The 23,547-nt window shown below is 40.5% G+C and carries 23 protein-coding genes, 1 pseudogene and 1 riboswitch; of the genes and pseudogenes, 20 read left to right on the top strand and 4 right to left on the bottom strand.

What is annotated here, in order from left to right:
- The first annotated feature begins 77 nt into the window (after window positions 1-77).
- Both GKZ87_20190 and GKZ87_20185 read left to right on the top strand, forming a co-directional pair.
- Window positions 78-683, top strand: a complete 606-nt coding sequence (locus tag GKZ87_20190; GenBank protein QSI27651.1) for a TetR family transcriptional regulator — start codon at window positions 78-80, stop codon at window positions 681-683.
- 105 nt (window positions 684-788) lie between these two features.
- Entirely contained in the window at window positions 789-1,127 is a 339-nt protein-coding gene (locus GKZ87_20185) for a PTS lactose/cellobiose transporter subunit IIA (protein QSI27650.1), read from the top strand.
- A gap of 468 nt (window positions 1,128-1,595) precedes the next feature.
- Here the strand turns inward: GKZ87_20185 and GKZ87_20180 are convergent, their stop codons facing one another.
- From GKZ87_20180 to GKZ87_20170, 3 genes are all read right to left on the bottom strand, one after another.
- Window positions 1,596-2,690 carry an alpha/beta hydrolase gene (locus GKZ87_20180; protein QSI27649.1) on the bottom strand — a complete coding sequence of 365 codons (1,095 nt, stop codon included), beginning with the start codon at window positions 2,688-2,690 and terminating at the stop codon, window positions 1,596-1,598.
- Between the two features lie 407 nt (window positions 2,691-3,097).
- Window positions 3,098-3,514, bottom strand: coding sequence for a hypothetical protein (locus GKZ87_20175; protein ID QSI27648.1), 417 nt, complete (start codon window positions 3,512-3,514; stop codon window positions 3,098-3,100).
- Window positions 3,511-3,720: a helix-turn-helix domain-containing protein gene (locus GKZ87_20170; protein QSI27647.1), complete on the bottom strand. Its 210-nt coding sequence runs from the start codon at window positions 3,718-3,720 to the stop codon at window positions 3,511-3,513. The genes GKZ87_20175 and GKZ87_20170 overlap by 4 nt, the downstream gene beginning before the upstream one ends.
- A 173-nt stretch (window positions 3,721-3,893) precedes the next feature.
- On the opposite strand from GKZ87_20170, the pseudogene GKZ87_20165 reads away from it, so the two are divergent.
- The 12 genes and pseudogenes from GKZ87_20165 (at window position 3,894) to GKZ87_20110 (ending at window position 15,937) form a co-directional block, all read left to right on the top strand.
- A pseudogene (locus GKZ87_20165) lies at window positions 3,894-4,339 on the top strand (LytTR family transcriptional regulator).
- Between the two features lie 13 nt (window positions 4,340-4,352).
- Entirely contained in the window at window positions 4,353-5,051 is a 699-nt protein-coding gene (locus GKZ87_20160) for a hypothetical protein (protein ID QSI27646.1), read from the top strand.
- Window positions 5,048-5,785, top strand: coding sequence for a hypothetical protein (locus GKZ87_20155; GenBank protein ID QSI27645.1), 738 nt, complete (start codon window positions 5,048-5,050; stop codon window positions 5,783-5,785). The genes GKZ87_20160 and GKZ87_20155 overlap by 4 nt, the downstream gene beginning before the upstream one ends.
- 12 nt (window positions 5,786-5,797) lie before the next feature.
- Window positions 5,798-6,511, top strand: coding sequence for a hypothetical protein (locus GKZ87_20150; protein ID QSI27644.1), 714 nt, complete (start codon window positions 5,798-5,800; stop codon window positions 6,509-6,511).
- On the top strand, window positions 6,498-7,223 hold the full coding sequence (locus tag GKZ87_20145; protein QSI27643.1) for a penicillin-binding protein: 726 nt from the start codon (window positions 6,498-6,500) through the stop codon (window positions 7,221-7,223). The genes GKZ87_20150 and GKZ87_20145 overlap by 14 nt, the downstream gene beginning before the upstream one ends.
- Window positions 7,224-7,835: 612 nt before the next feature.
- Window positions 7,836-7,935: riboswitch (purine riboswitch) on the top strand.
- A gap of 62 nt (window positions 7,936-7,997) precedes the next feature.
- Window positions 7,998-9,233: a phosphoribosylamine--glycine ligase gene (purD, locus tag GKZ87_20140; GenBank protein QSI27642.1), complete on the top strand. Its 1,236-nt coding sequence runs from the start codon at window positions 7,998-8,000 to the stop codon at window positions 9,231-9,233.
- Window positions 9,234-9,454: 221 nt separating this feature from the next.
- Complete coding sequence (locus GKZ87_20135; GenBank protein QSI27641.1) at window positions 9,455-11,125, top strand: formate--tetrahydrofolate ligase; 1,671 nt, start codon at window positions 9,455-9,457, stop codon at window positions 11,123-11,125.
- Between the two features lie 562 nt (window positions 11,126-11,687).
- Complete coding sequence (locus tag GKZ87_20130; protein QSI27640.1) at window positions 11,688-12,554, top strand: SIS domain-containing protein; 867 nt, start codon at window positions 11,688-11,690, stop codon at window positions 12,552-12,554.
- Between the two features lie 22 nt (window positions 12,555-12,576).
- Entirely contained in the window at window positions 12,577-13,482 is a 906-nt protein-coding gene (locus tag GKZ87_20125) for an NADP-dependent phosphogluconate dehydrogenase (GenBank protein ID QSI27639.1), read from the top strand.
- A gap of 1 nt (window position 13,483) precedes the next feature.
- Entirely contained in the window at window positions 13,484-14,017 is a 534-nt protein-coding gene (locus GKZ87_20120; GenBank protein ID QSI27638.1) for an SIS domain-containing protein, read from the top strand.
- Window positions 14,018-14,069: 52 nt separating this feature from the next.
- Complete coding sequence (locus tag GKZ87_20115; GenBank protein ID QSI27637.1) at window positions 14,070-15,485, top strand: PTS mannitol transporter subunit IIBC; 1,416 nt, start codon at window positions 14,070-14,072, stop codon at window positions 15,483-15,485.
- Window positions 15,482-15,937: a PTS mannitol transporter subunit IIA gene (locus tag GKZ87_20110; GenBank protein ID QSI27636.1), complete on the top strand. Its 456-nt coding sequence runs from the start codon at window positions 15,482-15,484 to the stop codon at window positions 15,935-15,937. Before GKZ87_20115 ends, GKZ87_20110 begins: the two co-directional genes overlap by 4 nt.
- Before the next feature lie 197 nt (window positions 15,938-16,134).
- Here the strand turns inward: GKZ87_20110 and GKZ87_20105 are convergent, their stop codons facing one another.
- Window positions 16,135-18,570, bottom strand: coding sequence for a PRD domain-containing protein (locus GKZ87_20105; protein QSI27635.1), 2,436 nt, complete (start codon window positions 18,568-18,570; stop codon window positions 16,135-16,137).
- Window positions 18,571-18,845: 275 nt separating this feature from the next.
- Here GKZ87_20105 and GKZ87_20100 point away from each other — a divergent pair, with 275 nt between their 5' ends.
- The 6 genes from GKZ87_20100 to GKZ87_20075 are packed head-to-tail and all read left to right on the top strand — an operon-like array spanning window position 18,846 to window position 23,545.
- Window positions 18,846-19,247, top strand: coding sequence for a PTS fructose transporter subunit IIA (locus GKZ87_20100; protein QSI27634.1), 402 nt, complete (start codon window positions 18,846-18,848; stop codon window positions 19,245-19,247).
- A gap of 2 nt (window positions 19,248-19,249) precedes the next feature.
- Window positions 19,250-19,732 carry a PTS mannose/fructose/sorbose transporter subunit IIB gene (locus GKZ87_20095; GenBank protein ID QSI27633.1) on the top strand — a complete coding sequence of 161 codons (483 nt, stop codon included), beginning with the start codon at window positions 19,250-19,252 and terminating at the stop codon, window positions 19,730-19,732.
- A gap of 16 nt (window positions 19,733-19,748) precedes the next feature.
- Complete coding sequence (locus GKZ87_20090; protein ID QSI27632.1) at window positions 19,749-20,504, top strand: PTS sugar transporter subunit IIC; 756 nt, start codon at window positions 19,749-19,751, stop codon at window positions 20,502-20,504.
- Window positions 20,501-21,337 (top strand): PTS system mannose/fructose/sorbose family transporter subunit IID, encoded by an 837-nt coding sequence (locus GKZ87_20085; GenBank protein ID QSI27631.1) that lies wholly within the window; start codon window positions 20,501-20,503, stop codon window positions 21,335-21,337. Before GKZ87_20090 ends, GKZ87_20085 begins: the two co-directional genes overlap by 4 nt.
- 11 nt (window positions 21,338-21,348) lie before the next feature.
- On the top strand, window positions 21,349-22,509 hold the full coding sequence (locus GKZ87_20080) for an iron-containing alcohol dehydrogenase (protein QSI27630.1): 1,161 nt from the start codon (window positions 21,349-21,351) through the stop codon (window positions 22,507-22,509).
- Complete coding sequence (locus GKZ87_20075) at window positions 22,502-23,545, top strand: zinc-binding dehydrogenase (GenBank protein QSI27629.1); 1,044 nt, start codon at window positions 22,502-22,504, stop codon at window positions 23,543-23,545. Before GKZ87_20080 ends, GKZ87_20075 begins: the two co-directional genes overlap by 8 nt.
- Window positions 23,546-23,547 lie beyond the last annotated feature (2 nt).

The raw sequence follows: 23,547 nt of genomic DNA, 5'->3' as shown, positions 1-23,547 counted from the left end.
ACATATATAGCGTATCATACAATGTTTACACTGTCAACATGATGTGTTAAAATACAGATGGAGAAAGAAGGGATTATATGAGCGAGCATAGCTATCATCATAAGAATTTGAAAAACACGCTGATACAGGAAGGGATTCACTATATAAATGAATATGGTGAGCAAAATCTATCCATGCGAAAGCTCGCGTCTCTTTGTAATGTCTCACACACGGCCCTGTACAAGCATTTTCGCAGTAAGGAAGATTTCATGTATGCGATATCCGATTATATTGAAACTCTTTTTACAGAGGCATTGGTAAATGCACGAAACCGGGCAGATGGGGATGTGGATGAAGCCATCATTCAGATTGGGATTGGGTATGTGGCTTTTATGATTGAGCATCCGGATTTCATGAAGTACCATATCAATACGATGAAATCGAAAATGTATGAGTTTCCTACTATGGAAGATGCATCCACCAGCTCCTTTGAGGTATTCCGCAGTACGGCAATAGCATTTTTGCAGAAACACGGATATAAGCAAGAGGAGTATTATAATGAAATTCTTTTCATGTGGAGTATTGTCATGGGATTGAGCAATATGTTCGCTTATGAAATTATCGATGCAAGAGGAGATGGTTTAAAGAAAGTAGAAGCAATCATACGCAGAGAAATACAGCTTCACAGTCGTAATACTATATAAATCTGCCAACTTTTGTAAGAGATATCATTTTTCTTAAATACCTAGTGAAATCATAGATAGGGTATGATACAATAGTAGAACAGAATAGGTCAGGAGATGGATACGATGGGTAGTTCAGAACTCGAGATACTGGAAATCATTTCTTCCGTGGGACAGGCTAGAAGTCTTTATATTGAAGCAATTCAAGAAGCGAAAAGCAAAAACTACGGACAATGCAACGAGCTTGTAAGAAAGGGTAATGAACTGTATGCAAAAGGGCATCGTATACACCAGCGCCTTGTTCAGGAGGAAGCTGGCGGGAACCCTGTTGACTTAAATCTTTTGCTTACGCATGCACAGGATTTGCTGGTGAGCGCAGAGTCATTTAAGATTCTATGCGACGAGTTTGTGGATTTGTATCGTAAATTTGATGAGCTTGAAGAGAAGATTATGGAAAAAGGCTAGGACCTAGTAAAATGTCTTTTCTGTCTTCTTATGAGGCTGATGGATCTAAATCTCTTTGTTAATAATTTCAAAATCCTATACCGGGTCTGGCCTTTCACGAGGCTAGTGAATCTAAATTCCAGCGCCATCATTTTAAGATGCTGTGCTTCTGGCCTTTCCTTAGGCTACAAGTAAAAATATCAAAAAGAGAAAGTAAATTTCCTATGAAAAAGGAGCTTACTTTCTTTTATTTTTTACGGATGCATTCTTTTTTATAAATGAGTAAGAACAAGAAACTTCTGCTCCTTTCCCATTTTCGTTATGTAATGCTGTTGAGTCCCCTTTGCATATACTTCATGAGATAAAAAGGAAGCCTGTGAATAATTTTATTTGATATGGGAAGCTGTTTGATAAAAGGATATGATTGTGGATGCCGTGAAAAGACAGTATGGGTTTGGGGCAGTTGGGTATATGATACTTTCTTATAGCTTATCTTAGAAAATTCATAATAGTTTTCCACACATCTTTGCTCATTGCGATATCTCCGTGCTCCAATGTATCAAAATGCACGACGTGCGGAGGTTTTAAAAAGCTTTGAATCAACTTTTTAGAAAGCATAGGCTTAACGATTGTATCCTTATCACTCAATATCACCATGCTTTTACAATCAAGTGTTTTTACATAAACATCACTTGTTAAAGGATAGCGGATCAGGTATTGAAGCGGGCCATAGAAAACGGGGAAATAAGAATTAAATAAGTCTTTCCCATTGTTATAGGGGGATAGCAGTACAAGGGCATCCGGATGCGCCACGTAGGCTGCATAGCTTGCAATTCCTGTTCCAATACTGTATCCGACGATATAAAGCTTTTTATGCGGAAAGCTATGTTGAATATATTGTATAGTCGCCTCCGCCATTTTGAATAATTCATCCTCAGATAAGGAGCCTTCGCTATCACCATAGGATGGATAATCAATGCTCAGAAAGCTGGTGCTTGTCATGGTTGAAAAAATTCCGCTTTCCATATAATCTTTAAACAAGGTACTTGTATTTTGTGCATTTCCGCCGAAGTAAAGAAGGATACTATCTGCGTTATCTACGTTCCTTAGCCATCCGCGATATCTGGAATTGATACTGATTCGCTCAAAATCTGGAGTGTTCATCAGTGCATCGCGATCCTGGGAATTGGCATTTGGATAAAAAATGACATATTCCTGCGCTAAATAAACGGTCGCAAGAAAAATCAGTAACATACTGATGAGAAAAAATGCAAACAAACGATAAATGATATGCCGAAGGGGCTTTGTATGCGCCATTCTCACATATCTTCGTACAAGCAATCCCGTCATCACAAGCAGCGATAAGAGCAAAGGAAGCAGGTAAACACCAATTCGTATCCACAGAGGAAACATACTGGTAAGAAGTGCCTGCATACGAAGAATATAAAAGATGACGTATATTTCAATACAGATATTGATAATAGGAAATATAAAAAGTAATCCTCTGGGTAAATGATAATGATATATAAGATATTCACAAATAGTGATGATTGCTGCAATCATCAGAATCCATATGATTTGCATAGCCAGCATCTCCTTTTCTATATTATAATACCATCCTCTTTCAAAATCATATTCTTATACAAGAAACAGAAGGATAGTTTCACATAAAAAAGATTATTCATACCGGCTGAGAGATAATAAGCTTTCTTATAAAAGAAGCTGTGGAGCTGTATAATAGGGAGGATCTTAAACCATCTTTTGTATTTTGCGGAAGCATTCTCAAAAATACAATACCCGCTTATATACAGGGAATGAAGGTATCAGTAAAATGGAAGCACTGCCTTTGTGCAAATTGAAAGTTGCCGTATTTATCATAATATAGCGGGGCAGAGGTTCATGCGGCTCATTTTATGAAGCAGCTTTAAGCTATAATCGGCATACCTGTCACAATCGGTAGGGGTACTATGATTTTTCAAGTTAATATTCATTCAGAGCTTTCTTGCAATAAACATTCTGAAAATAAAGTAAGACAGTATTTGTATACCGAGAAGTATTACAAGGCATGTACTGATTGTATTTTTGTGAAACAGGGCCGCAAGTATAGAGGCTGTGAAGGTTGAAATTATAGAAGCAATGAACGCAAGCGCTGCACTTCTTCTATAAATCTGAATATTGCGTTCATCTGTTTCACTGATGATGAGCTCCTCCCGCTTGACCTGTGAATTTCTGATAGTCCATACGCTTCTCAGCATCCACAGAGAAACAGCAAGACCTCCCAACCCGCCGCTGAATAATGACGAGCTGCGATATTCTTCTGTAAACCCAATTATTATCAATGCTATAGATATCAAACTGAAAAGAACACTTGTCACTATTTTCATTTTTATAATATTCTGTTCCTTCATGCTTCATCCTCTCCTTCCACAAACAAAAATACATCTTCAATGCGTTGGTGAAAAATTGTTGCTATACGATGTGCTAAATGAATGGATGGGTCATATTTCCCTTTTTCCAAGGAAATGATTGTCTGCCGGCTGACTCTGCATTGCTGAGCCAGATCCTCCTGTGTCAGCTTATATTCCTGCCGCAGCTCCCGGATTCTGTTCCTCATAGATGTAAAGCCTCCTTTACACTATTATCTTACCACCAGTTGCTCGATATGTAAAGCTTACTTTACTTTGAATCACACAGATTATGCATTTTACTGCGTAATTTTGTATCTTATATAAATAACCTTGTGTTTCCTCTGGAATCCGATAAACTATAATTGAAAAGGGTGAAAGTATGAAGCTAAAGCTGTTATGTAGAAAAGAGATGAGAAACCAACTGCTTGAAGATCTTCAAAATGGACAGGTTACCATATGTGAGGATGCAGATTTTGTATTATACGAAGCAAATCATGATTCCCGTTATCTGTTAGTAAAGGATCAGGAGGAATACATGCGTCTTGCGGTGGAGATATCATTTATATCGAAAGCATTTCCCAGGAAATATGGATTCATACCGGCGAAGGCAGGTATCGGGCAAGAGAGACAATGTATCAGCTGGAGGCGAATCTGTATGAGAAGGGGTTTTTACGTGTTCATAAATCATTTATTGTAAATAAAAAGGACATTCGCAGAATACGAAGCAGCCTGAATTCCAAATTCACACTGCTTCTTACAAATGGCGATCAGATTGAGGTATCAAGAAGCTATTATTACCGCTTTAAGGAAGAAATGGGATTCTAGGGAGGGAGGAAGCATGTCAAATATACTATTTGAAAAAAATTCATCCACCGGATTATGTATGAGTATCATGCTGCTGCTTCTAAGCGGATTCCTGCTATATGGATTGTATAAAAGATATTATGAACTTCGAATCAATGCGCATCTGAGGACACCAAATAAGCGGATACATCTGGTATCCATTCGCACTGTCATGAGAATATGGGGAATAACAGCAATCCTTTTACTTTGTGCATATACCGGCTTCTTTTACCTTGCCCCGGAATCTGACAACGATGCTGCAGCCTGTCATACATACGATGGTGTACGCTATAACGGCGCAAGGGATGATGATATCAGAGAACAGCTGGAAGCTCTGAAAAAGGACAGCAGCTCCTTCAGCTTACAGAAAGAAAAGCCGAATAAGCATGTAACGGTAACCTATGCTGTAAATAACCGTAAAGAATATGTATATATTGTGGAGTATGATTTATTGAGAAAGCCTTTTAAGGATGAGATGATTGTCGTTCGCAGCAGTGATTCCTCCGGCTGGAGCAGCAGTGAGCACAAGCTGGATTCACAAAGAATCGTTTCCATGCAAACAGGAAAGCTAAATAGCATGTGTGATGCACAGAAACAACGTATTCATATCTATAATTATACAAAAGGAGAAAATAAAGACCGTATAGACTATTATGATAGCTATACGATTGAGAAGGGAGGGATTCATCGATGAAAAATTATAAATGGCTGATAATAGCCTTATTATGCGTGACGAGCTGTACATCACAGAAGGAAGCTGTTTTTCTAAAAGCAAGTGTGCGTTATCACTATCAGGCAGAAAATGGGGAGGAAGCACTTTTCTTTCCATTTACAAACGAAGCGGGAAATGCTGTGAAGCTGACAGGAATTACAGATTATAAGGCTGATGTGAAGGTTGACCCTTATTATATGATTGACAGCGAAACGGCATTGCAGGACAAGAATTTTTACACCTACGGTTTACAATTACCAATGCTTAAAAACATGAAGGCCGCCTTTACGACAATCAGCTATCTGGAGAATAATGAGGAAAAAACAGCCGATATTGGCATTTATGAAATAGAAAAAAGGGGAAAAGGAATTGAGGAGATATCTATATCAAGAAACTATGAGGATGAAAAGAAAAGAGAAGTATACATTGATTTGAATATAGAAAAGCAGGGAGTTTTAAAAAAAGTAGAGGCTGTGAATCCGGATATGCAGGTGAGGATCTCATTCAAAAGTCATAAGGATGAGGAAATCCATACCAATACCAGAGTGACACTTCACTATGAGCTTCCTGAGACTTATGATATGGTAGCTACGAATTTCTGCTATACCTTTATAAAAAACGGCATAGAGGAACAACGTTATGGACGTGGCAATCTGCTGATTTATAAAAACGGTGATATTATATCCAGCAGAGGCTTTTTGCGCTCATCTGTGTGATAGGAGGCATATATGAATACAATGATACAGGAAGCTACGACAGATTTTACAATATGGATCTGGATGCTCTTACTTACGGTACTTGTTGGAATCCTATTGTATTATGGCTACCGTTTTCACTACGATAAAAATATGAATGCTTCCTTACTTGGAAAACCGGTAAAGAAAATGCCTTCCATTGTTACGGTGGTATCCGTTTACAGTATCCTTGCAGTCTGTCTTTTGTTAATATCACTCGCACTGTATACACAACCGAAAAAAAGCGAGCCAAAAAGCTGTTTTACAACAGACAGCTATCTGGATTTCAATGCTGATGAAAAAACGATCAATCAGGAGCTTGAGAATATACAGAGCTTAAAAAATAAAGAATCTGCTTCCTTCCATGAAAAAGAGCTGGAGGATGGAATGCGGATACAGTATGCTATAAAGAACAGCAGAGAGTATGTATATGTACTCAGCTATGAAAGAAAGCAAGCTGCTCAAAAGGAATATTATTATGTAGAGCTTCAGGAAGAGCTTGGCGGCCGCTATGCTACGAATGTTGTTATGAAGCCACAGGAGCGTAAGCTGAATGTTATGATCAAAGGAACGATGCTGGAATCCTGTGATGCCTCCTTGCTCAGGCTTACCTTGCGCAATATCACTGAGGGGAGAAATGAGAAGCCTGTGCATATAAACATCCGCTTCACGATAGAGAACGGAGGAATACAGTATGAAAATAAATAAAAAAATAATGCTGCTACTGGCAGGAGCTGTATGTGCAGTTCTGTTCTTATGGCTCTTTGCTCAACCAAAGCATTCCCCCGCAGTATTTCAGCGGAACAGTGTGAAGTATATTCATACCGCAGATTATGCTGTGGAAACCTTTTTCCTGGAAAGAAATGATTCCTCAGATACAATCGTAAGGGAAGCGGCGCTTACTGATTTTAAAGCTGATACAGAGCTTGATCCTGCATTCTGGTTTTCTGAGGATGATCCGGATTTGTGTGTGTATGTTCCTATGATACCGGGAACGCATGTACAGTTTCATACCCTGCAATATTCGGAACAGGGAAAGGTGAAAACAGCGGATATTGGACGTTATGATATCCAGTATTGCAAAGGGAGCTCATTGCAGGAGGCGGAAATCGCATCCGGTTCACAAGAGCGAAGCATAAACATCCGTATCAGAAAGGGAGCACAGGGAAAGCTGAAGGCTGTAGAGGCTGTTAATTCTGATTTACGCATAAAAGCAGCAACGATTACAGAGGATGAAAAGAATTACCGGATTCAGCTTCACTATCTTCCATTTTCAGAATATGACTATATTTATACCAATCTGAAATATACGTATGAGTTGGGAGGCAGTGAGGAAGTGTATTATGGTGAACAGGTGCTTCCGATTCATAAAACAGCAGGTATGGTATTGAATGTAATTTTCGATACCTCGTATTCCTAGGGATGTATATGGGGGATGACGTATTGCTAAGAGAACAGGATACGATAGCGAGGAACTACAGAGTTAGAATAGAAGCTAATTCATCAGGGTTTTTCCGACTCTGGATATATGGAAATCGTGAACTGCAAATGAATTGATGTTTATCAATCCCTTTATATCTCATATCCTCTTGTATCTTAAAATGAGAAAGAACCATTCACCATAGACCTGTTTTTGTATGCCGAGCTTTTTCTATACGTACTTAGTAATTGCGATTCACAGCCGTTACAAGCTTACAGTGAGTTTCAATGAAATAGGGAAAGGCATGTCGAATGTAAGGGGAAATGCTTTGATACACAGTTTGGTACAAGCATAAATATCAGGTATGAGTGGGAATGTCGCTATAGGAACTGTTTTGGAAGACTACGATTGCAATGATTCAGTATTAGAGCGCGTAGATAGGACTTGGCTGAAAATAGTATTAAATAGATATGGTATGTCATGATAAATTGTATTGCAGGCTATAGCTTTTTCTGCCTCCATGTTTTAAAGGACTGTGAAAGTGATACGTTGTTCTTCAGATTGATGAAACTTTTCTGAAATGGAATTGTAATGTTGTATGAAATAAAGTAAAATAAGAGTGGAAATATTACTTGTATAGAAACATGATTGGATGATTCGTCTCTACTCGCCGACCGTAAATTGGCGAACTACAAGTAAACTTTTTGGCGTGATGCATGGAAGGTTTACTGTGACTTTTCATGCTTTTTATGTTTCGGAAGGAGCGATTGTTTGATGAAAGTATTGGTAATCGGTAAAGGCGGAAGAGAGCATGCACTCGTACATGCAGTCAGCCGAAGCGGCCGGGTTAAGAAGATTTATGCGGCTCCGGGAAATCCGGGGATGGCAAAGCTGGCAGAGTGTGTAAATATTGCGGATAGCGATGTGGAAGGCTTAACTGCATTCGCAAAAAAAGAGGAGATAGATTTAACGATTGTCGGGCCGGAGGCAACGCTGTCTTTGGGAATCGTCGATGCATTTCAGGCAGAGGGCTTAAAGATTTTCGGGCCTACGAAGGATGCGGCACAGGTGGAATCCAGTAAGGATTTTGCGAAGAAGATCATGGCGAAGTACGGCATACCGACAGCCAGCTATCAGACCTTTGACAATAAGGCAGATGCAATCGGTTATATCGAGCATCAGGGTGTTCCCATCGTCATTAAGGAGGATGGATTAAAAGCGGGAAAAGGTGTTACCGTAGCCTATGAAATGAAGGATGCTCTGGAAGCGGTTGATATCGCATTCAGCATTCCGGGAAATCGCGTAGTTATAGAGGAATGTCTGGAGGGCTTTGAGTTTTCCTTAATTTGCTTTGTGTGTGAGGATCTGGTGCTTCCAATGGAGATCGCACAGGATCACAAAGCTGCTTACGATCAGGATAAGGGCCCTAATACCGGAGGAATGGGTGTATATTCTCCTGTGAAGAAGATCACTCCAGAGATTATTGATGAGGCTATGAGCTCTGTTATGATTCCAATGGCTAAGGCAATGGTAAAGGAAGGGCATCCGTTTACCGGCTTTCTATATGGTGGATTGATGCTGACAAAACACGGTATCAAGACGATAGAATTCAATGCACGTTTTGGTGATCCGGAGGCTGAGGTAATTCTGCCAAGACTGAAAACAGATTTCTGTGATGTTATTGAAAATATTATGAATCACTCGAAGACAGAGCTTGAATGGGATAAAAAGGTTACACTTGGCGTAGTTATGGCGAGTGAGGGATATCCTGCATCCAGTACCAAGAATGCGGTTATTGAAGGCTGCGATGATGTAGAATCTATGGTGTTCCATATGGGGACGGCAGAAAAAGACGGAAAGCTTGTAACAGATGGCGGACGTGTATTATGTATTACTGCTGCAGCGGATACCTTGGAGGAAGCATATGCAAAGGCGTATGCAGATGTACATACGATTCAATGCGATAAACTGTTTTACAGAAACGATATCGGTAAAAAGGATATGGAATAGAGCCCGTATTCGTTGAATTTAAGAAAAAGTAAGACGTTTTCATGTATGGATTTTGTGTTCTGTATATGAAGGGTATGGAGCAATGTAAAATTACCGAAACCATATAATATATTATATAATATTTTGATCTGTGGCTTTGATAAAAGATAAATTCAGCGCCACAGAAGTAGTATGAATTTGAATATAGTAATGCTGAATAGGCATATATAAAGGAGGCAGCCATGTTTAAAACAGATTTAGAAATTGCACAGGAATGTAAGATGGAGCATATCCGCGATATTGCGGCTAAAATCGGTGTAGGGGAAGAGGATCTGGAATACTATGGAAATTATAAGGCTAAGGTATCCCTTGATCTGCTGCATAGAAATGAGGACAAGGAGGATGGAAAGCTGATCTTGGTGACTGCCATCAATCCGACAAAGGCCGGGGAAGGAAAGTCTACGACAACGGTTGGTCTGGGAGATGCGTTGAATCGGCTTGGAAAAAAGACGATGATTGCACTTCGTGAGCCAAGTCTGGGGCCGGTATTCGGTTTAAAGGGCGGTGCAGCCGGAGGCGGATATGCACAGGTCGTACCTATGGAGGATATCAATTTGCATTTTACCGGAGATATGCATGCAATCACAACGGCAAACAACCTGATTTCAGCATGTCTGGATAATCATATCCATCAGGGAAATGAGCTGGATATCGATATTGATAATATTACATGGAAACGCTGTCTGGATATGAATGACCGTACACTTCGTCATATAACAATTGGACAGGGGCCGAAGGCAAATGGTGTGGAGCGTGTGGACGGCTTCAATATTACGGTGGCCAGTGAGGTTATGGCAGTTCTTTGTCTTTCCACATCACTGATGGATTTAAAGGAGCGCCTTGGCAATATGCTGGTGGCATTCAATTCTAAAAAAGAGCCGGTTTATGTGAAGAATCTTGGTATTGAGGGTGCACTTGCGATGGTTATGAAGGATGCAATCAAACCGAATATGGTACAGACGCTGGAACATAATCCTGTATTGATTCACGGAGGCCCGTTTGCCAATATTGCGCATGGCTGTAACTCTATTCTTGCGACAAGAACCTGTCTGAAGCTTGCGGATTACACGGTGACAGAGGCTGGCTTTGGAGCAGATTTGGGCGCTGAAAAATTCCTTGATATCAAATGTCGTTTTGGTGGCTTGAATCCCAATGCAGTGGTTATCGTTGCGACAATTCGTGCTTTAAAGCAGCATGGAAATGTAGCTTATGAGGATTTAAAGGAAGAAAATGTGAAGGCGATGCTGGCAGGCTGTGAAAATCTTGCGAAGCATATTGACACGGTGAAGCAGTTTGGTTTGCCTTATATTGTGGCAATCAATGAATTTGCGAGTGATACACCGGCAGAAGTGGAAGCGCTGCAAGCCTGGTGTAAGGAGCATGGTCATCCAATGAGTCTCTCCCAGGTATGGGCAAAGGGCGGAGAAGGTGCGCTTGATCTTGCAGAGCAGCTGGTGGAGCTTTGTGCTGAGGAAAACAGCTATGCACCGCTGTATGATGTTGAGGAAAGCATCGAGGAAAAAATCACTGCTATTGCGACAAAGGTGTATGGCGCAAAGGATGTTGCATTTACGGAGGAAGCGAAGGAGCAGATTGCATTGTATAATTCCCTTGGCTGGGATAAGATGCCGATCTGTATGGCAAAAACACAGATGTCACTGTCCGATGATGCGAAGGTGTATGGAGCGCCAAAGGATTTCACCATTACCGTTCGTGAACTGCGTCCAAGCCTTGGGGCAGGCTTCCTGGTAGCGCTGACTGGTAAGATTCTGACAATGCCGGGATTGCCAAAGGTGCCGGCGGCAAATAATATGGATATTGATGAAAAGGGACATATTGAAGGGTTGTTCTAAATTTCTGGATATTAAGAATTATAGTCTTGTAAGCAGCATATCATTCGATTTCACATAGAAGCTTATCATGCATTTAATTAACTATATAATAAAACAAGAGGATAATCTATTTTGTGTAATGGATTAGAAAGCTCTTGTTTTTTTAGTATTTTTTTCATACTATACAATTCTATTATTTAGAATTTTAACTAATGTATATGAATACATGTTGTACCTTCGCGAACTTTTTAGATATTGATACATTTATATTTAAAAAATGAAAATAATTATCACTGTTTTATGATAATCAATTTCATCCATGATATAATTATATACAAGATCATATTTGTAAAATCACCTTTAATTGTAGGATAAAAAGGATGTTTTATTATTCTATAAGATTTTCTGCAGGGATAAACAACACAAATTATGAAAATAATTATCAAAGAATATTGACATAAAAATGATAATAATTTACAATAATGGTGTGAACAATTGTTCCTGATATTCATGTAAACGCTTACCCGGGCTGCGCTACACGAACAGAAAGAAGGATGATGCTATTCTGGAGGGAAGAAAATAAATGAATACAACTAAATTGGCGTTATTTGAGAAACAACTGACAAATGTGAAGGATGCATTGACAAAATCTGATCAGAAGATTGTATCCTATTTAAAGGAACATCCTGATAAGTTTACACGTATGTCCATAACGGATATCTCAGAAGATATCGGGACAAGTATTGCGGCGATTACCCGCTTTGTAAAGAAAATGGGCTATGACAAGCTACAGGACTTAAAGCTTGCTATTACAAGGGATATGGAAGCCAGTGAAAGCTCACAGTATGTACGTGTGGAAGAAGGAGACGATATTCTTACCGTTTCAAAAAAGGTTTTGCAGAAAAACATTGAAACGATTGAGGATATTGGGAAGATCATTCACGAGGATGATTTGGAAGAAGCCTTTCGAATTATCCGAGAAGCAAGGAGAGTAATCTTCACAGGTGTTGGAGGTTCAGCTAGTGTGGCACAGGATGCCTACCATAAGTTTATGCGGATTGGCATGATGGTGGAGCTGATTACAGATGTGCACACACAGGCGGTTGTTTCCTCTGTTGGAAATGAAAAGGATGCTATTATTGTTGTAAGTAATGAGGGAGCTAATACGGAATTGAACGCCGCTTTAAAGGTCGCAAAGGAAAATCACATGAAAATCATTGCGATAACGCAGTTCTCTCAATCTCCTTTAACAAAGCTTGCGGATGTTTGCTTATATACACTGTCGAGAAATTTCAGTTATAAGCCACAGTCGCTGATCTCCAGAATCGCAGAATACAGTCTTGTTGATGTTCTATATGTTGGTTTCTGCATGCAGTCGCAGGACACGGTTGCAGAGAAGCTTTTAGAAATCAGCACGAATATGAAAAAATTTAAGAATTATAACGACTGATGAAAAAAAGGAGAATAAGTATATGCAAATCGGATTTATCGGTTTAGGAAAAATGGGGCTGGAGATGGCCGCAAGAGCTGTCGACGATGGACATGATCTAATTGGCTGTGATGCCAGTGAAGAGGCGTGCGAACGCGCTTCCAAGAGGGGAATTAAGGCGGTAGTAAGTATGCAGCAGCTGGTTAAAAGATTGGAAAAGCCTTGTATCGTATGGCTTCAGACTCCACCCGGTGCCATTACAAATACTATTATCAGAGAGCTTTCTGAGTTGTTAAAGGAAGGCGATATGGTCATCGACGGTGGTAATTCTGATTTTCGCGATACGAAGAAAACAGCGGAATACCTTAGTGAAAAGAATATCCATTTTATGGATATCGGTGTCAGCGGAGGTGTAGCAGGCGCAAAAAACGGTTGCGGTATGCTGATTGGTGGGACAAAAGAAAATTATGAACGTATGCTTCCGTTTCTGGATTCTCTAGCAGCACCCGGCGGTTATGCTCATTGTGGTGGTACGGCTGCCGGACATTACGCGAAAACCATACATAACGGTGTAGAATATGCGATTATGCAGGCCTATGCAGAGGGCTATGAAATGCTGATGTCATCTGAAATTGATGTGGATGTACTGGGCAGTCTGCAGGCATATCAGAATGGCTGTTCCATACGTTCACATATCCTGGAAAAGGTGATAGAGGCATTGCATCCGGATGTTGCACTAGAGGGTGTTGCGGATTATGTTGCAGATTCCGGTATGGGAAGATGGACAGTAGAAGAAGCAACACGTCTGAAGGTACCTACTCCTACAATCTCAGCAGCCTTGCAGGCAAGATTTCGTTCTCAGCAGGAGGATTCTCTATCTATGCAGTGCATAGCAGCATTGCGTGGTACGATTGGCGGCCATCCGGTAAAACATAAGAATGGTAATTGATATGAATGTAGGCAAACACATTGCGGCAAATCTGGATGAGCTGCGTGAAATACAGACTGCACTGGATGAGGAGCAGCTGCAAGCTGTAGTAAACACCTGTCTTTCAGCGAATAGAATTTTCTTTAGTGGAATGGGGCGATCCGGAAACATGGTCAAGGCACTGGCCATCCGCTTTATGCATTTAGGATACACGGCTTATGTAGCAGGGGATGCAGCTACACCTTCCATACAGGAAGATGATGTATTGATTGCGGTATCATCAAGTGCTAAAACAAAGGTGACTATGAATCATATGGAAATAGCAAGGAAACAGAATGCACATGTAATCCTGTTTTCTTCACTCAGCGAAAATCCAGAAATAAGTGATACCTATTTGTGTATACCGGCAAAAACCAAGGTGCAAACATCCCAGCATGCTGGCTCTCTCTTTGAACAAGCGGTACTAATCATAGGAGATGCTATCACATCCTGTATTCAGGAAGAGAAAAAGATTTCAACGCAATATATGAACAATCGCCATGCAAATCTGCAATAACTATAAAATTAAATGAATTAGATCCTTAACAAATAGAAAAAATGGAGGAATTATGAAAACGAACACTTCAAAGAAAGTGAAAGTTCAGAAAATGGGAGCTTTCCTAAGCGCAGAAGTTATGCCGAATATTGGGGTCTTTATTGGATGGGGATTATTAGCTGCATTATTCATACCGACGGGGTGGCTGCCAAATGAAACAATGAATCAGATGGTAGCACCGACTATGAAATATCTGATGCCATTGCTGATCGCGTACACAGGAGGGTATAATGTACACAAAAAGCGTGGTGGTGTTATCGGCGCATTTGCCACGATGGGAGTAATCCTAGGCGCTGATATCAACATGCTTGCAGGGGCAATGCTCATGGGACCATTGGCCGCATGGATTCTGAAAAAGGTGGATAAGCTGTTTGAGGGAAAAGTAAAACCGGGAATGGAAATGATGGTCAACAATTTTTCCCTGGGACTTGTAGGAGTATGTTTAATGGTACTGGGCTTCTTTGCCTTTGTACCAGTTATTGAATTTTTGCTGGGTATTTTAAGTACAGCTGTTGATTTCCTAATCAATAAAGGGCTTCTTCCATTGATTGCTGTATTTGTACAGCCTGCCAAGGTATTATTCCTGAATAATGCTGTGAATCATGGTATTATGATTCCTTTGGGTGTGGAACAGGCAGCGGAAGCGGGAAAATCTCTGCTTTTTATGATAGAAGCAAATAACGGATGTGTATTAGGCATCGCACTAGCGTTTACCTTCTTTGGTAAGGGGACTGCGAAAAAAGCAGCACCTGGTGCCGCCTTCATTAACTTCTTTGGTGGTATCGGTGAGGTCGTATATCCATTCGTATTAAGTAAACCGCTTGTTATTCTAGGACAGATTGCAGGAAGTATGGTTTCTCTGTTTATCATTCAGGTTTTCGGAGGTGGAACTGTAGCGCCAATTTCACCAGGTAGCTTCTTTGCCTTACTATCTGTTTCTCCGAAGGATGCTATGCTGGTTAATATTATTTCCTATGTCGCAGGTATGGTGGTTTCTATGTTTGTAGCAGGCTTCATCTTAAAAATGGATAAAACTGAGGATGAAACAGAGCTTATTGATTTGGACTACGGATTCGATATGCCAAATGCAGGTGAGGTAGTCATAGATACAGAGCAGAGTAGTGCTGCTGTACAAAGAATTATTTACGCATGCGATGCTGGTATGGGATCAAGTGTCATGGGAGAATCTATCATGAAGACCAAACTCCAGAAGGCTATGCTGAATATAGAGGTTATGCATTCCTCTGTAGCGACACTCTGTGAAACTGCAAGGACCGGAGATTTAATTGTAACAACAAAGCCATTGGAAGCGCGTGTGAAAAATGTACTGGAGACAAACGGGAAGAAAAATGCAGTCTATGCGGTGAATAATCTGTTGAATTCTGAAGCATATGATCGACTTGTGGATTCCTTGAAAAAATCCGAATGAATACAAAAAAAACGAGGAAGCCCATTTTACAGGAGGATAATATCATATTGCAGGCTTCATACGCAGATCGCTGGAGCGCCATACAGGCATGTGGTGAGGTACTTGTAAAGCAGGGGTATGTTAGGGCGGCTTATATTGAGGATATGATGGAACGGGAACGTCTGGTATCTGTCTATGTAGGTAATCATGTGGCTATTCCCCATGGGATTGTTAATAGTGAACAGCATATTCTAGAATCTGGCTTATCAGTACTGCAGATTCCCGAGGGGGTTGATTTTGATGGAGAAAAGGTGTATATCATGATTGGAATTGCAGGCAGAGATGGAGTACATATTCAGTTGCTTTCTCAGATCGCGCTCGTGTGTATGGAACAAGAGCAGGTTGAACGGCTTAGAAGGAGTACGGATAAGAAGGAAATTATGCAGATATTAAATGCGACGCTTTATGAGTGAAGCTAATTAGTAATGAAAAAGACGTATAACAGCATTGGTCAGATCATTTAATCCACTGCTGTATATAAGTCTTTTTTTGTTGCGATGATTGTTTCAATACGCAGCATATAGAAAATGCATACATGCATGCTTTTATTATTTAAGTAAGGAATTACATTAGCAGCATGGATGCAGCAAAACTAATATTTTAATTTAAATCATTCTTTGAATAAAGGAAGAAATATCTCAGTGATAAATGAAAATTCAGAAGAAGGAATCGTACAGTCAAAAACCTCCTGAACTTCATGAAAATTACGCTCGATAATATTGTAAATATAATGATTGCGATTTATGAATGCCTTCATCTTCGGAAAAGAAAGTGGTTCATTTTTTATACATCGTTCTAAGGTAAAGGAACAGTGAAAAATAAATTTAATGAGCAGATTATCTGAATATGGAAGCTGAAGCTGCTTTGTAATGGAATTTAAGGTTTTATAAAGTATTTGGGAGGATTTACGGGGATTTAAAAAAACAAGGGAATCACTTAAAATAGTTTCATCCATTTGTTGAATCAATTGCATTGCATAACTGTCAGAGTCCTTGGTGTCTATTTCGGCATTCAGATTACTGTTATCCTTTTGAAGAATGGTATCAAAGGTTGCTCCAATACTGCTTGCTCGTTTTAGCAGTGTTAACAAGAGTGGCAGGTCAAGGTCTGGGACAATGCGTACATGGCAATTTGATAAAGTCTGTATTTCCTCCTCAAGCAGCTTGATATCCTTACAATCCGTAATGATCAAAACACCTTTTCCCTTATCATTATCCTGTACATGCTTTGCTAGAATGGATATCAGAGCATCATGAGATACTTGTGTATCCAACTCCAGAGATAGAATCTGGTTTCCGTAATCATGAGAATGCAGATAACGTGCATATTCTTTGGAACGGCCATTTTCAGTAACGATTAGAAGCTGTACCTGCTTTTCCTGCAACCATTGGCTGGAAAGATATATGTAGGTCGCAATATAATCACGCTCCCATTTTGTAAAAGTATAATTGAAGCGTGAAGAAACAGCTTCTTGTATCTCATCAAATAACAGGTAATCTTTTTTTCGTGCAATGTTGATAGAACCATTATCTGTAATCGCCTGATATGCATCTTCTTTGAAAGCAGAGATAAACTCAGAAAGCTTGCTTAACATTCCATAAAGTATATTTTCATTTCGTGAAATAGGCTTATCCTGTAAGACAGGATATAACAAATCATAAATATCCTTTAATAAAATAGAGCGTATGGTGTTCAGATGAACATTCATAAATGCATTCATATCATTTAAACACTGATTTACGATTTCGCTCTTTGCATTATTTATAGAAATCGTTTTTTTCTGATTCATTTCCTCATTGATATGATAGAGCATCTGTAATTCTTCATTTTCTTTCACCGTGGAAAAATAAAAATCATTATGTGCGAATAAAGCTAAAATAGTATTCAACTGCTGATAACGTTCATTTACATCATAAATATCGGATAGCACCGTATTTGATATATCGGCGAAATCCAAAGTGATACATAAGGGGGATTCTTTTATCAAACGGGTATAGGCATTTGCACATGCACTGCGTATTTCGGCTTTTAAATGCGGCAGGTTTCCCTTATAGGAGGACATTGCAAAGCAACTCAAAATACCCTTAGATATTCGAATGGCACGTTTAATGAAATAAGCCTCCTCTTGAAATTGATTGAGAACCAGCATTACGATTTCTTCTAGAGTACGCTGTTGTAGCGAAGGCAAAGAAATAAGTGTTGGAAAACAGCGACGAATCATGGACTCCTCCTTTAATTCGGAAGAGGAGGTAGTGATAATCACCTGGCATTGAAATGAAAATCTACGATTGACAGCATTAAGTGGATGGTATTGTGCTTCTGTTATGGCGTTGCATATCTTAATCTTTATTAAATCGGGGAGCTGATCGAACTGAAGCAGTATGAGCATCCCCTGCTTAGCCTTTTCCACAAGACCGTGACGCAGACGGCTGTCGATGATTTTTCCAAATAAATACATATCCAAATCATGAATAGAATAATTTTTTAAAAGGCTACAATCTGCAATAATCGGAGAATGAAAGGAGGAAAAGCGGTCATTCTGTTTTCCATATAAAAACATGAGCTGTGCGAAGCTCTTACGATTAGTTCCCTCCTGTCCCTCTATGATGGTATTTAAACCGCTATATGGGTAATTCATTGCTGCTTTAGCTTTTTGAATCGGCTCATACATACTCTCACCAATGTTTTTTCCAATCAATGTATCTAGCGATTCTTTCAACTGCATATGTTTAATCTGACGCTGCTGCTTTGTAAGAAAATCGTTCAGCTGCTGATCCTTGGAAAGAACGGCTGGAATATTCTGCTCAGGAAAATACTTCATTAAAAGCTGGCGTGAAACATATAGTGTGGGTCTACCGTTGAGCTTTATCAGTCTGCCTTCCTGATGCAGGAGGTTGAGATCTCTGGATACATTTGAGCGGTCCAGCTGCAGATCCATCGCCAAAGAGGAGGCATCCATTCCAAGCTTATCATACTGCTTGTCTTCCAGACATTCTAAGGTATGCGCATAAATTGCTTTCAGAATTAGTTCTTTACGTTTGCTCATAAAATCACTCCCTCTTCAGTTTTTTTTGTGTAATTTTCTTCTTCATAATAACACAGTAAGAATAAAAATGCATATAAAAGTCTAAAAGTGTGTCTGCTTTTTGAAAAATATACATGTAATGTATGTTTTCGCTGGAAATCATTGGATTAAAAGCTTGTAAATCCGTTCTTTTTTCTTCACACGCTTTCCTGAGTGTGTTGAAATAGGAACTTTTTTGACCACTCAAAAGGGACGATGATAAGATGACATCAGAAAGGAAAAGGAGGAAGCTGTATATGATTGATATCATAATCGTTACACATGGCGAATATGGAAAAGCGATGCTGGCAAGCAGTGAACTCATTATGGGGGAACAGGAAAATGTACAGGCATTCGGCTTCTATTTAGGTGAAAGCGTTGAACAGCTGAGAGAGTCTATTTTGCAGGCAATTAGCTGTACACGAAAAGGAAGTGAAATACTGATTCTAACAGATATGCGCTCAGGAAGTCCGTTTAATGTTACAGCGTCATTGATGAAGGATCACACATTTGAACACCTGACAGGAATCAATCTTCCCATTTTACTGGAGATTCTCTGTTCAAGAATGCAATTGGAGCTGAAGTCGCTGATAGTACACATAATGTCAGAGGGAATGAAAACGCTCATTCATGTTAATGAAATGCTGAAGGAGGATTAAACATGAAACATATTGTGTTATGCCGTATTGATGACCGTCTTATACATGGACAGGTTGTTACAGCATGGGTAAAGCAGACTGAGGGTAATCGGATCGTAATAATTGATGAGGCATTGGTGAAGGATGTTTTTTTGCAGAAAATCATTAAAGCAGCAGCACCTTCCGATATTCGTATTGATATATACAATATAGCAAACGGAGTGTGTGAGTTGAAAAGGGAGGCTAAGGATAAAGAACGAATAATCATTTTGGTTAAGACACCACAGGTGGTTGAGGCTTTAATTGATGAAGGAATTCTGCTGGATAAAGTTATTCTTGGAGGAATGGGGGCAAAGTCAGGCCGCAGAAAATTTAATCGCAATGTATCAGCAAGTGAAGAGGAAATAGAGTGTATGCAGCGCATCATGAATAAGCATATCCCGATGTATTATCAGTTGGTACCGAATGAGTCACCAAGTGATGTTGGTAAAATGATAAGCGGATAGGAAAGGAGAGGTATTTATGAGTATTTTACAGGCTGTTTTACTGGGGATTATTTATTATTTGGGGAATAGCTCGATCATTGCAGGACCGGTTGGTTATTATTCCGTCTACAGACCTTTGATAAGTGGTTGCCTGACAGGGATGATTCTTGGTGATCCCGCACAGGGAACCATGATAGGAGCTACCATAAACCTGATGTATGTCGGGTTTATATCAGCAGGTGGTGCTTTACCCGGAGATATGTGTCTGGCTGGGATTTTGGGAGCCGCTTTGGGTATAACAGGAGGATTGGATACGGAAGCTGCTCTGGCGATTGCTGTTCCGATTGGATTGATCGGTACCTTATTGTGGTTCGGACGTCTGACACTGGATTCCGTATTTGCACATATGGCAGATCATTTAGCGGAAAAAGGCGAGGCAGGAAAGGTTTGGATTCCTTCTGTATTATTGCCGCAGTTAATGCTGTTTGTGCTTACCTTTGTTCCGTGTATGCTGGCATGCTATTTCGGAGCCAGCTATATTCAGGGTATTATTGATGCTTTAGGTGGGACTGTTTTAAACATCCTTATGATTATTGGAGGGATGATGCCTGCTCTTGGTATTGGTCTGACTCTGATGTATATTTTCAAAGGAGAAGCAAAAATCTTTTTCTTCATCGGGTTCTTGATTTCTGTATATTCGGGATTGAGTATGATTGCGATTGGATTTATATCCCTTTGTATTGCAATCGTCTATACACAGAAAAAAGAGAGTACAGGAGGTAATGCGGCATGAGTGAAACTATGGAAAAGAAAACCCTGCTTACCAGTAAAGAGGTTAATAGAGCCTGGTTGCTATGGCTGTTCAATAATCAGGCCTGCTACAATTATGAGAGTATGATGGGAATCGGCTTTCTTCATGCTATGACACCGGCCTTTCGAAGGTTTTACAAGGATAATAAGGATTTACGTATAGAGGCTATGCAGCGTCATACCAGCTTCTTTAATTGTGAGCCTTGTCTGGGATCATCGATTGTTGGCCTGGTTCTGGCAATGGAAGAACAGAAGGCATTGGGAGCTGAACTTGATAATGATGCAATCACCTCAATTAAAACCGGATTGATGGGGCCGCTTTCGGGTATTGGTGATACCCTGATACAGGGTGTCATTCTCCCCTTGCTTATTGCATTCGCTGTAGATTTTGCAAAAGGTGGTAACTGGGTCATTCCTCTAGTATTCTCATTGGTTATGGCAGTTATTGTATTCGGCATATCACGCTTTGGCTTTTTACTGGGATATCGTAAAGGTTCAGATGCAATTCTCAGCATGCTTGAGAATGGTGTTATTAAACGTTTGATATCCGCAGCGAGTATTATGGGTTGCATGGTGCTGGGAGCATTGGTTGTTAATTTTGTGACTATGAAATGCGGTATCAGCATACCACAGGCAGAGGGAAGCTTCTCCATGCAGGAGCAGCTATTTGATGCTATTCTTCCAAGTATGCTTCCACTGCTGCTGACACTGGGCTGCTATAAGCTGCTGAAAGCAGGGAAATCAAGTGTTTTGGTAATGCTAGTCATAATCGCTATTGGTGTGATTGGCGGATTAACGGGAATTTTGAGTGTATAGGGAGGCAATAAATGGAGATTAAACAATACCAAACAACGAAGTATATCATGGGAAATGGTGCAATTCGTGAACTGCAGCGGTGGAAGGATAAAAAAATCGGCTTGGTTGTCGATGAAAATGTTCTGAAGGCATTACAGCTTGAAACAAAGCTATTCAATGAGCTTCTAAAGGACTGCGATTATGAAGTCCTGTGTAATATGCCGCAGGAGCCTACTACAGAGCTATTGGAACCGTCTATTCTAAAAGCGCAGCGCTTTGATCCGGATGTATTTGTGGCAATCGGAGGTGGCTCTGTTATGGATAGTGCGAAGGTGCTATGGCTGTTTACAGAATACCCTGATTATACATGGGAACAGGCATTTGCCCCATATGCTGTGGAATCATTCACAAGGGAAAAGGAACTAATTGCCATTCCTACAACCAGTGGAACAGGCTCTGAAACAACAGGCTGTGCGGTAGTAAAGGATACAGAGAAGAGAAAGTGTATGGTTTTAAGCAATGAAATCATACCAAGCACAGCTATTCTTGATTATGACCTGTTGATCAGTCTTCCCAAGCACGTCATTGCATTCTCCGGATGTGATGCTCTTGCCCACGCATTAGAGGCGGGTATATCTGTTCTGGCTTCGGATATGGTACGGATGCAGAGTGTTCAGGCAGCCGTGCAGATAATTAAACAGCTGGAGGCTTCCTGCAATGGTGATTTGAATGCACGTCGTGATATTCATTTGAGTGCAACGATTGCAGGTGCATGTATCAATAACTCCATTACCGGTATGGCACATGGAATGGATCAGGCCGGCGGTGATTTCAGAAAGCCGCATGGACTGATGACCGGGCTTATTCTGCCGTATACGATGTGTCATCTGCTGCCGCAGCCTTTGTATGAGGAAGTGGCTGATCAGTTGGGAATCTGTGGGACCTCTATGGAAAAACAGGAGCGTCTGATAGCAAGGATATGGGAGATGTATCACAATATAAATATGCCGATTACCCTACGGGCAGCCGGTATCGACCGTGAAGCCTATATGTGTAAAATTGATACCTATGTGAAGCAGGCTATGCAGGATGCCAATGTGCAGTGTGCACCAAAGACCTTCTCTGCGGCTGAATTAAAAGCAATGTATCAGGAATTATATGATGGAAAAGAATGGAGGACAGCATATGAATGAGAAAATGAAGGTAGTAGCAATTACAGATGATCATAAGGTTGAGGTGAAAGAGGTTCGGCGTCTTGATGTAAAGCCGGGCAAAATACTGATGCATATTAAAGCATGTGCATTATGTACCTGGGAACAGCGTGTATTTACACGGGAATCCAAAATGCCGCTGCCGTTTGTTGGCGGACATGAAATTGTAGGAAGCATTGCGGCTATTGGGGAAGGCGTAAATGAGCGTGAGTTTCCGATTGGAAAAAAGCTGACAGCCCGTTTGATTCAGGTTTGCGGAAAATGTTATTTCTGTCGTCATGGAGAAGAAAATCTGTGCGTTGATATCAATGCACCATTTGATAAGGAAATGGAAATACCAGGGACAGGAGGGCTTGGAGAGTATTTGAACATTGATCCATCACAGGCGTATCTGCTGCCAGAATCACTCTCCGATACAGCAGCAGTGTTCAGCGAACCACTGGCTTGTGTGCTGAACTCAATTGAACGTGGACAGATTGCACTTGGAGATGATGTTGCAGTGTTAGGTGGAGGTATCATGGGCATGCTGCATGTACTCTGTGCCAAGCTGTCGGGTGCACGCGTTATCATGAGTGAGCCGGATGCTGAACGTCGTGCTCTGGCAAAGACGCTGGGATGTGATGATACTATCAACCCGATGAAAACAAATCCGGTTGATTACATAAAAAATCTGAATGGAATCGGTGCCGAGGCTGTCTTTAACACGACCCCAATCAGTGCCGTGGCTAAGCAGGCTGTCGAGATGACGGCACCCTTGGGAAGATGCGTCATGTACAGCTCACAGCATCCAGATAAGCCTATTGAAATCAGTCCAAACTGGCTGCATTCCAGTGAAACGGTTATTACAGGAGCAGTAAGTCCAAGTGTACGTTCCTTTCAGCGGGCGGTCAATATGTTAAGCAAAGGATTGATTGACCCGGAAAAGCTGGTTTCCGGAGTATATCCGTGCGAACAGGCACAGGAAGCATTTGAAGCAGCAATACGTCCGGATACATTTCGAATTATTATCACATTTTAACA

The sequence above is a fragment of the Erysipelotrichaceae bacterium 66202529 genome (genome assembly GCA_017161075.1).
GTDB lineage: Bacteria > Bacillota_I > Bacilli_A > Erysipelotrichales > Erysipelotrichaceae > Clostridium_AQ.
Note: the sequence above shows the minus strand (reverse complement) of the source record. Positions and strands in the feature narration are given on the sequence as shown.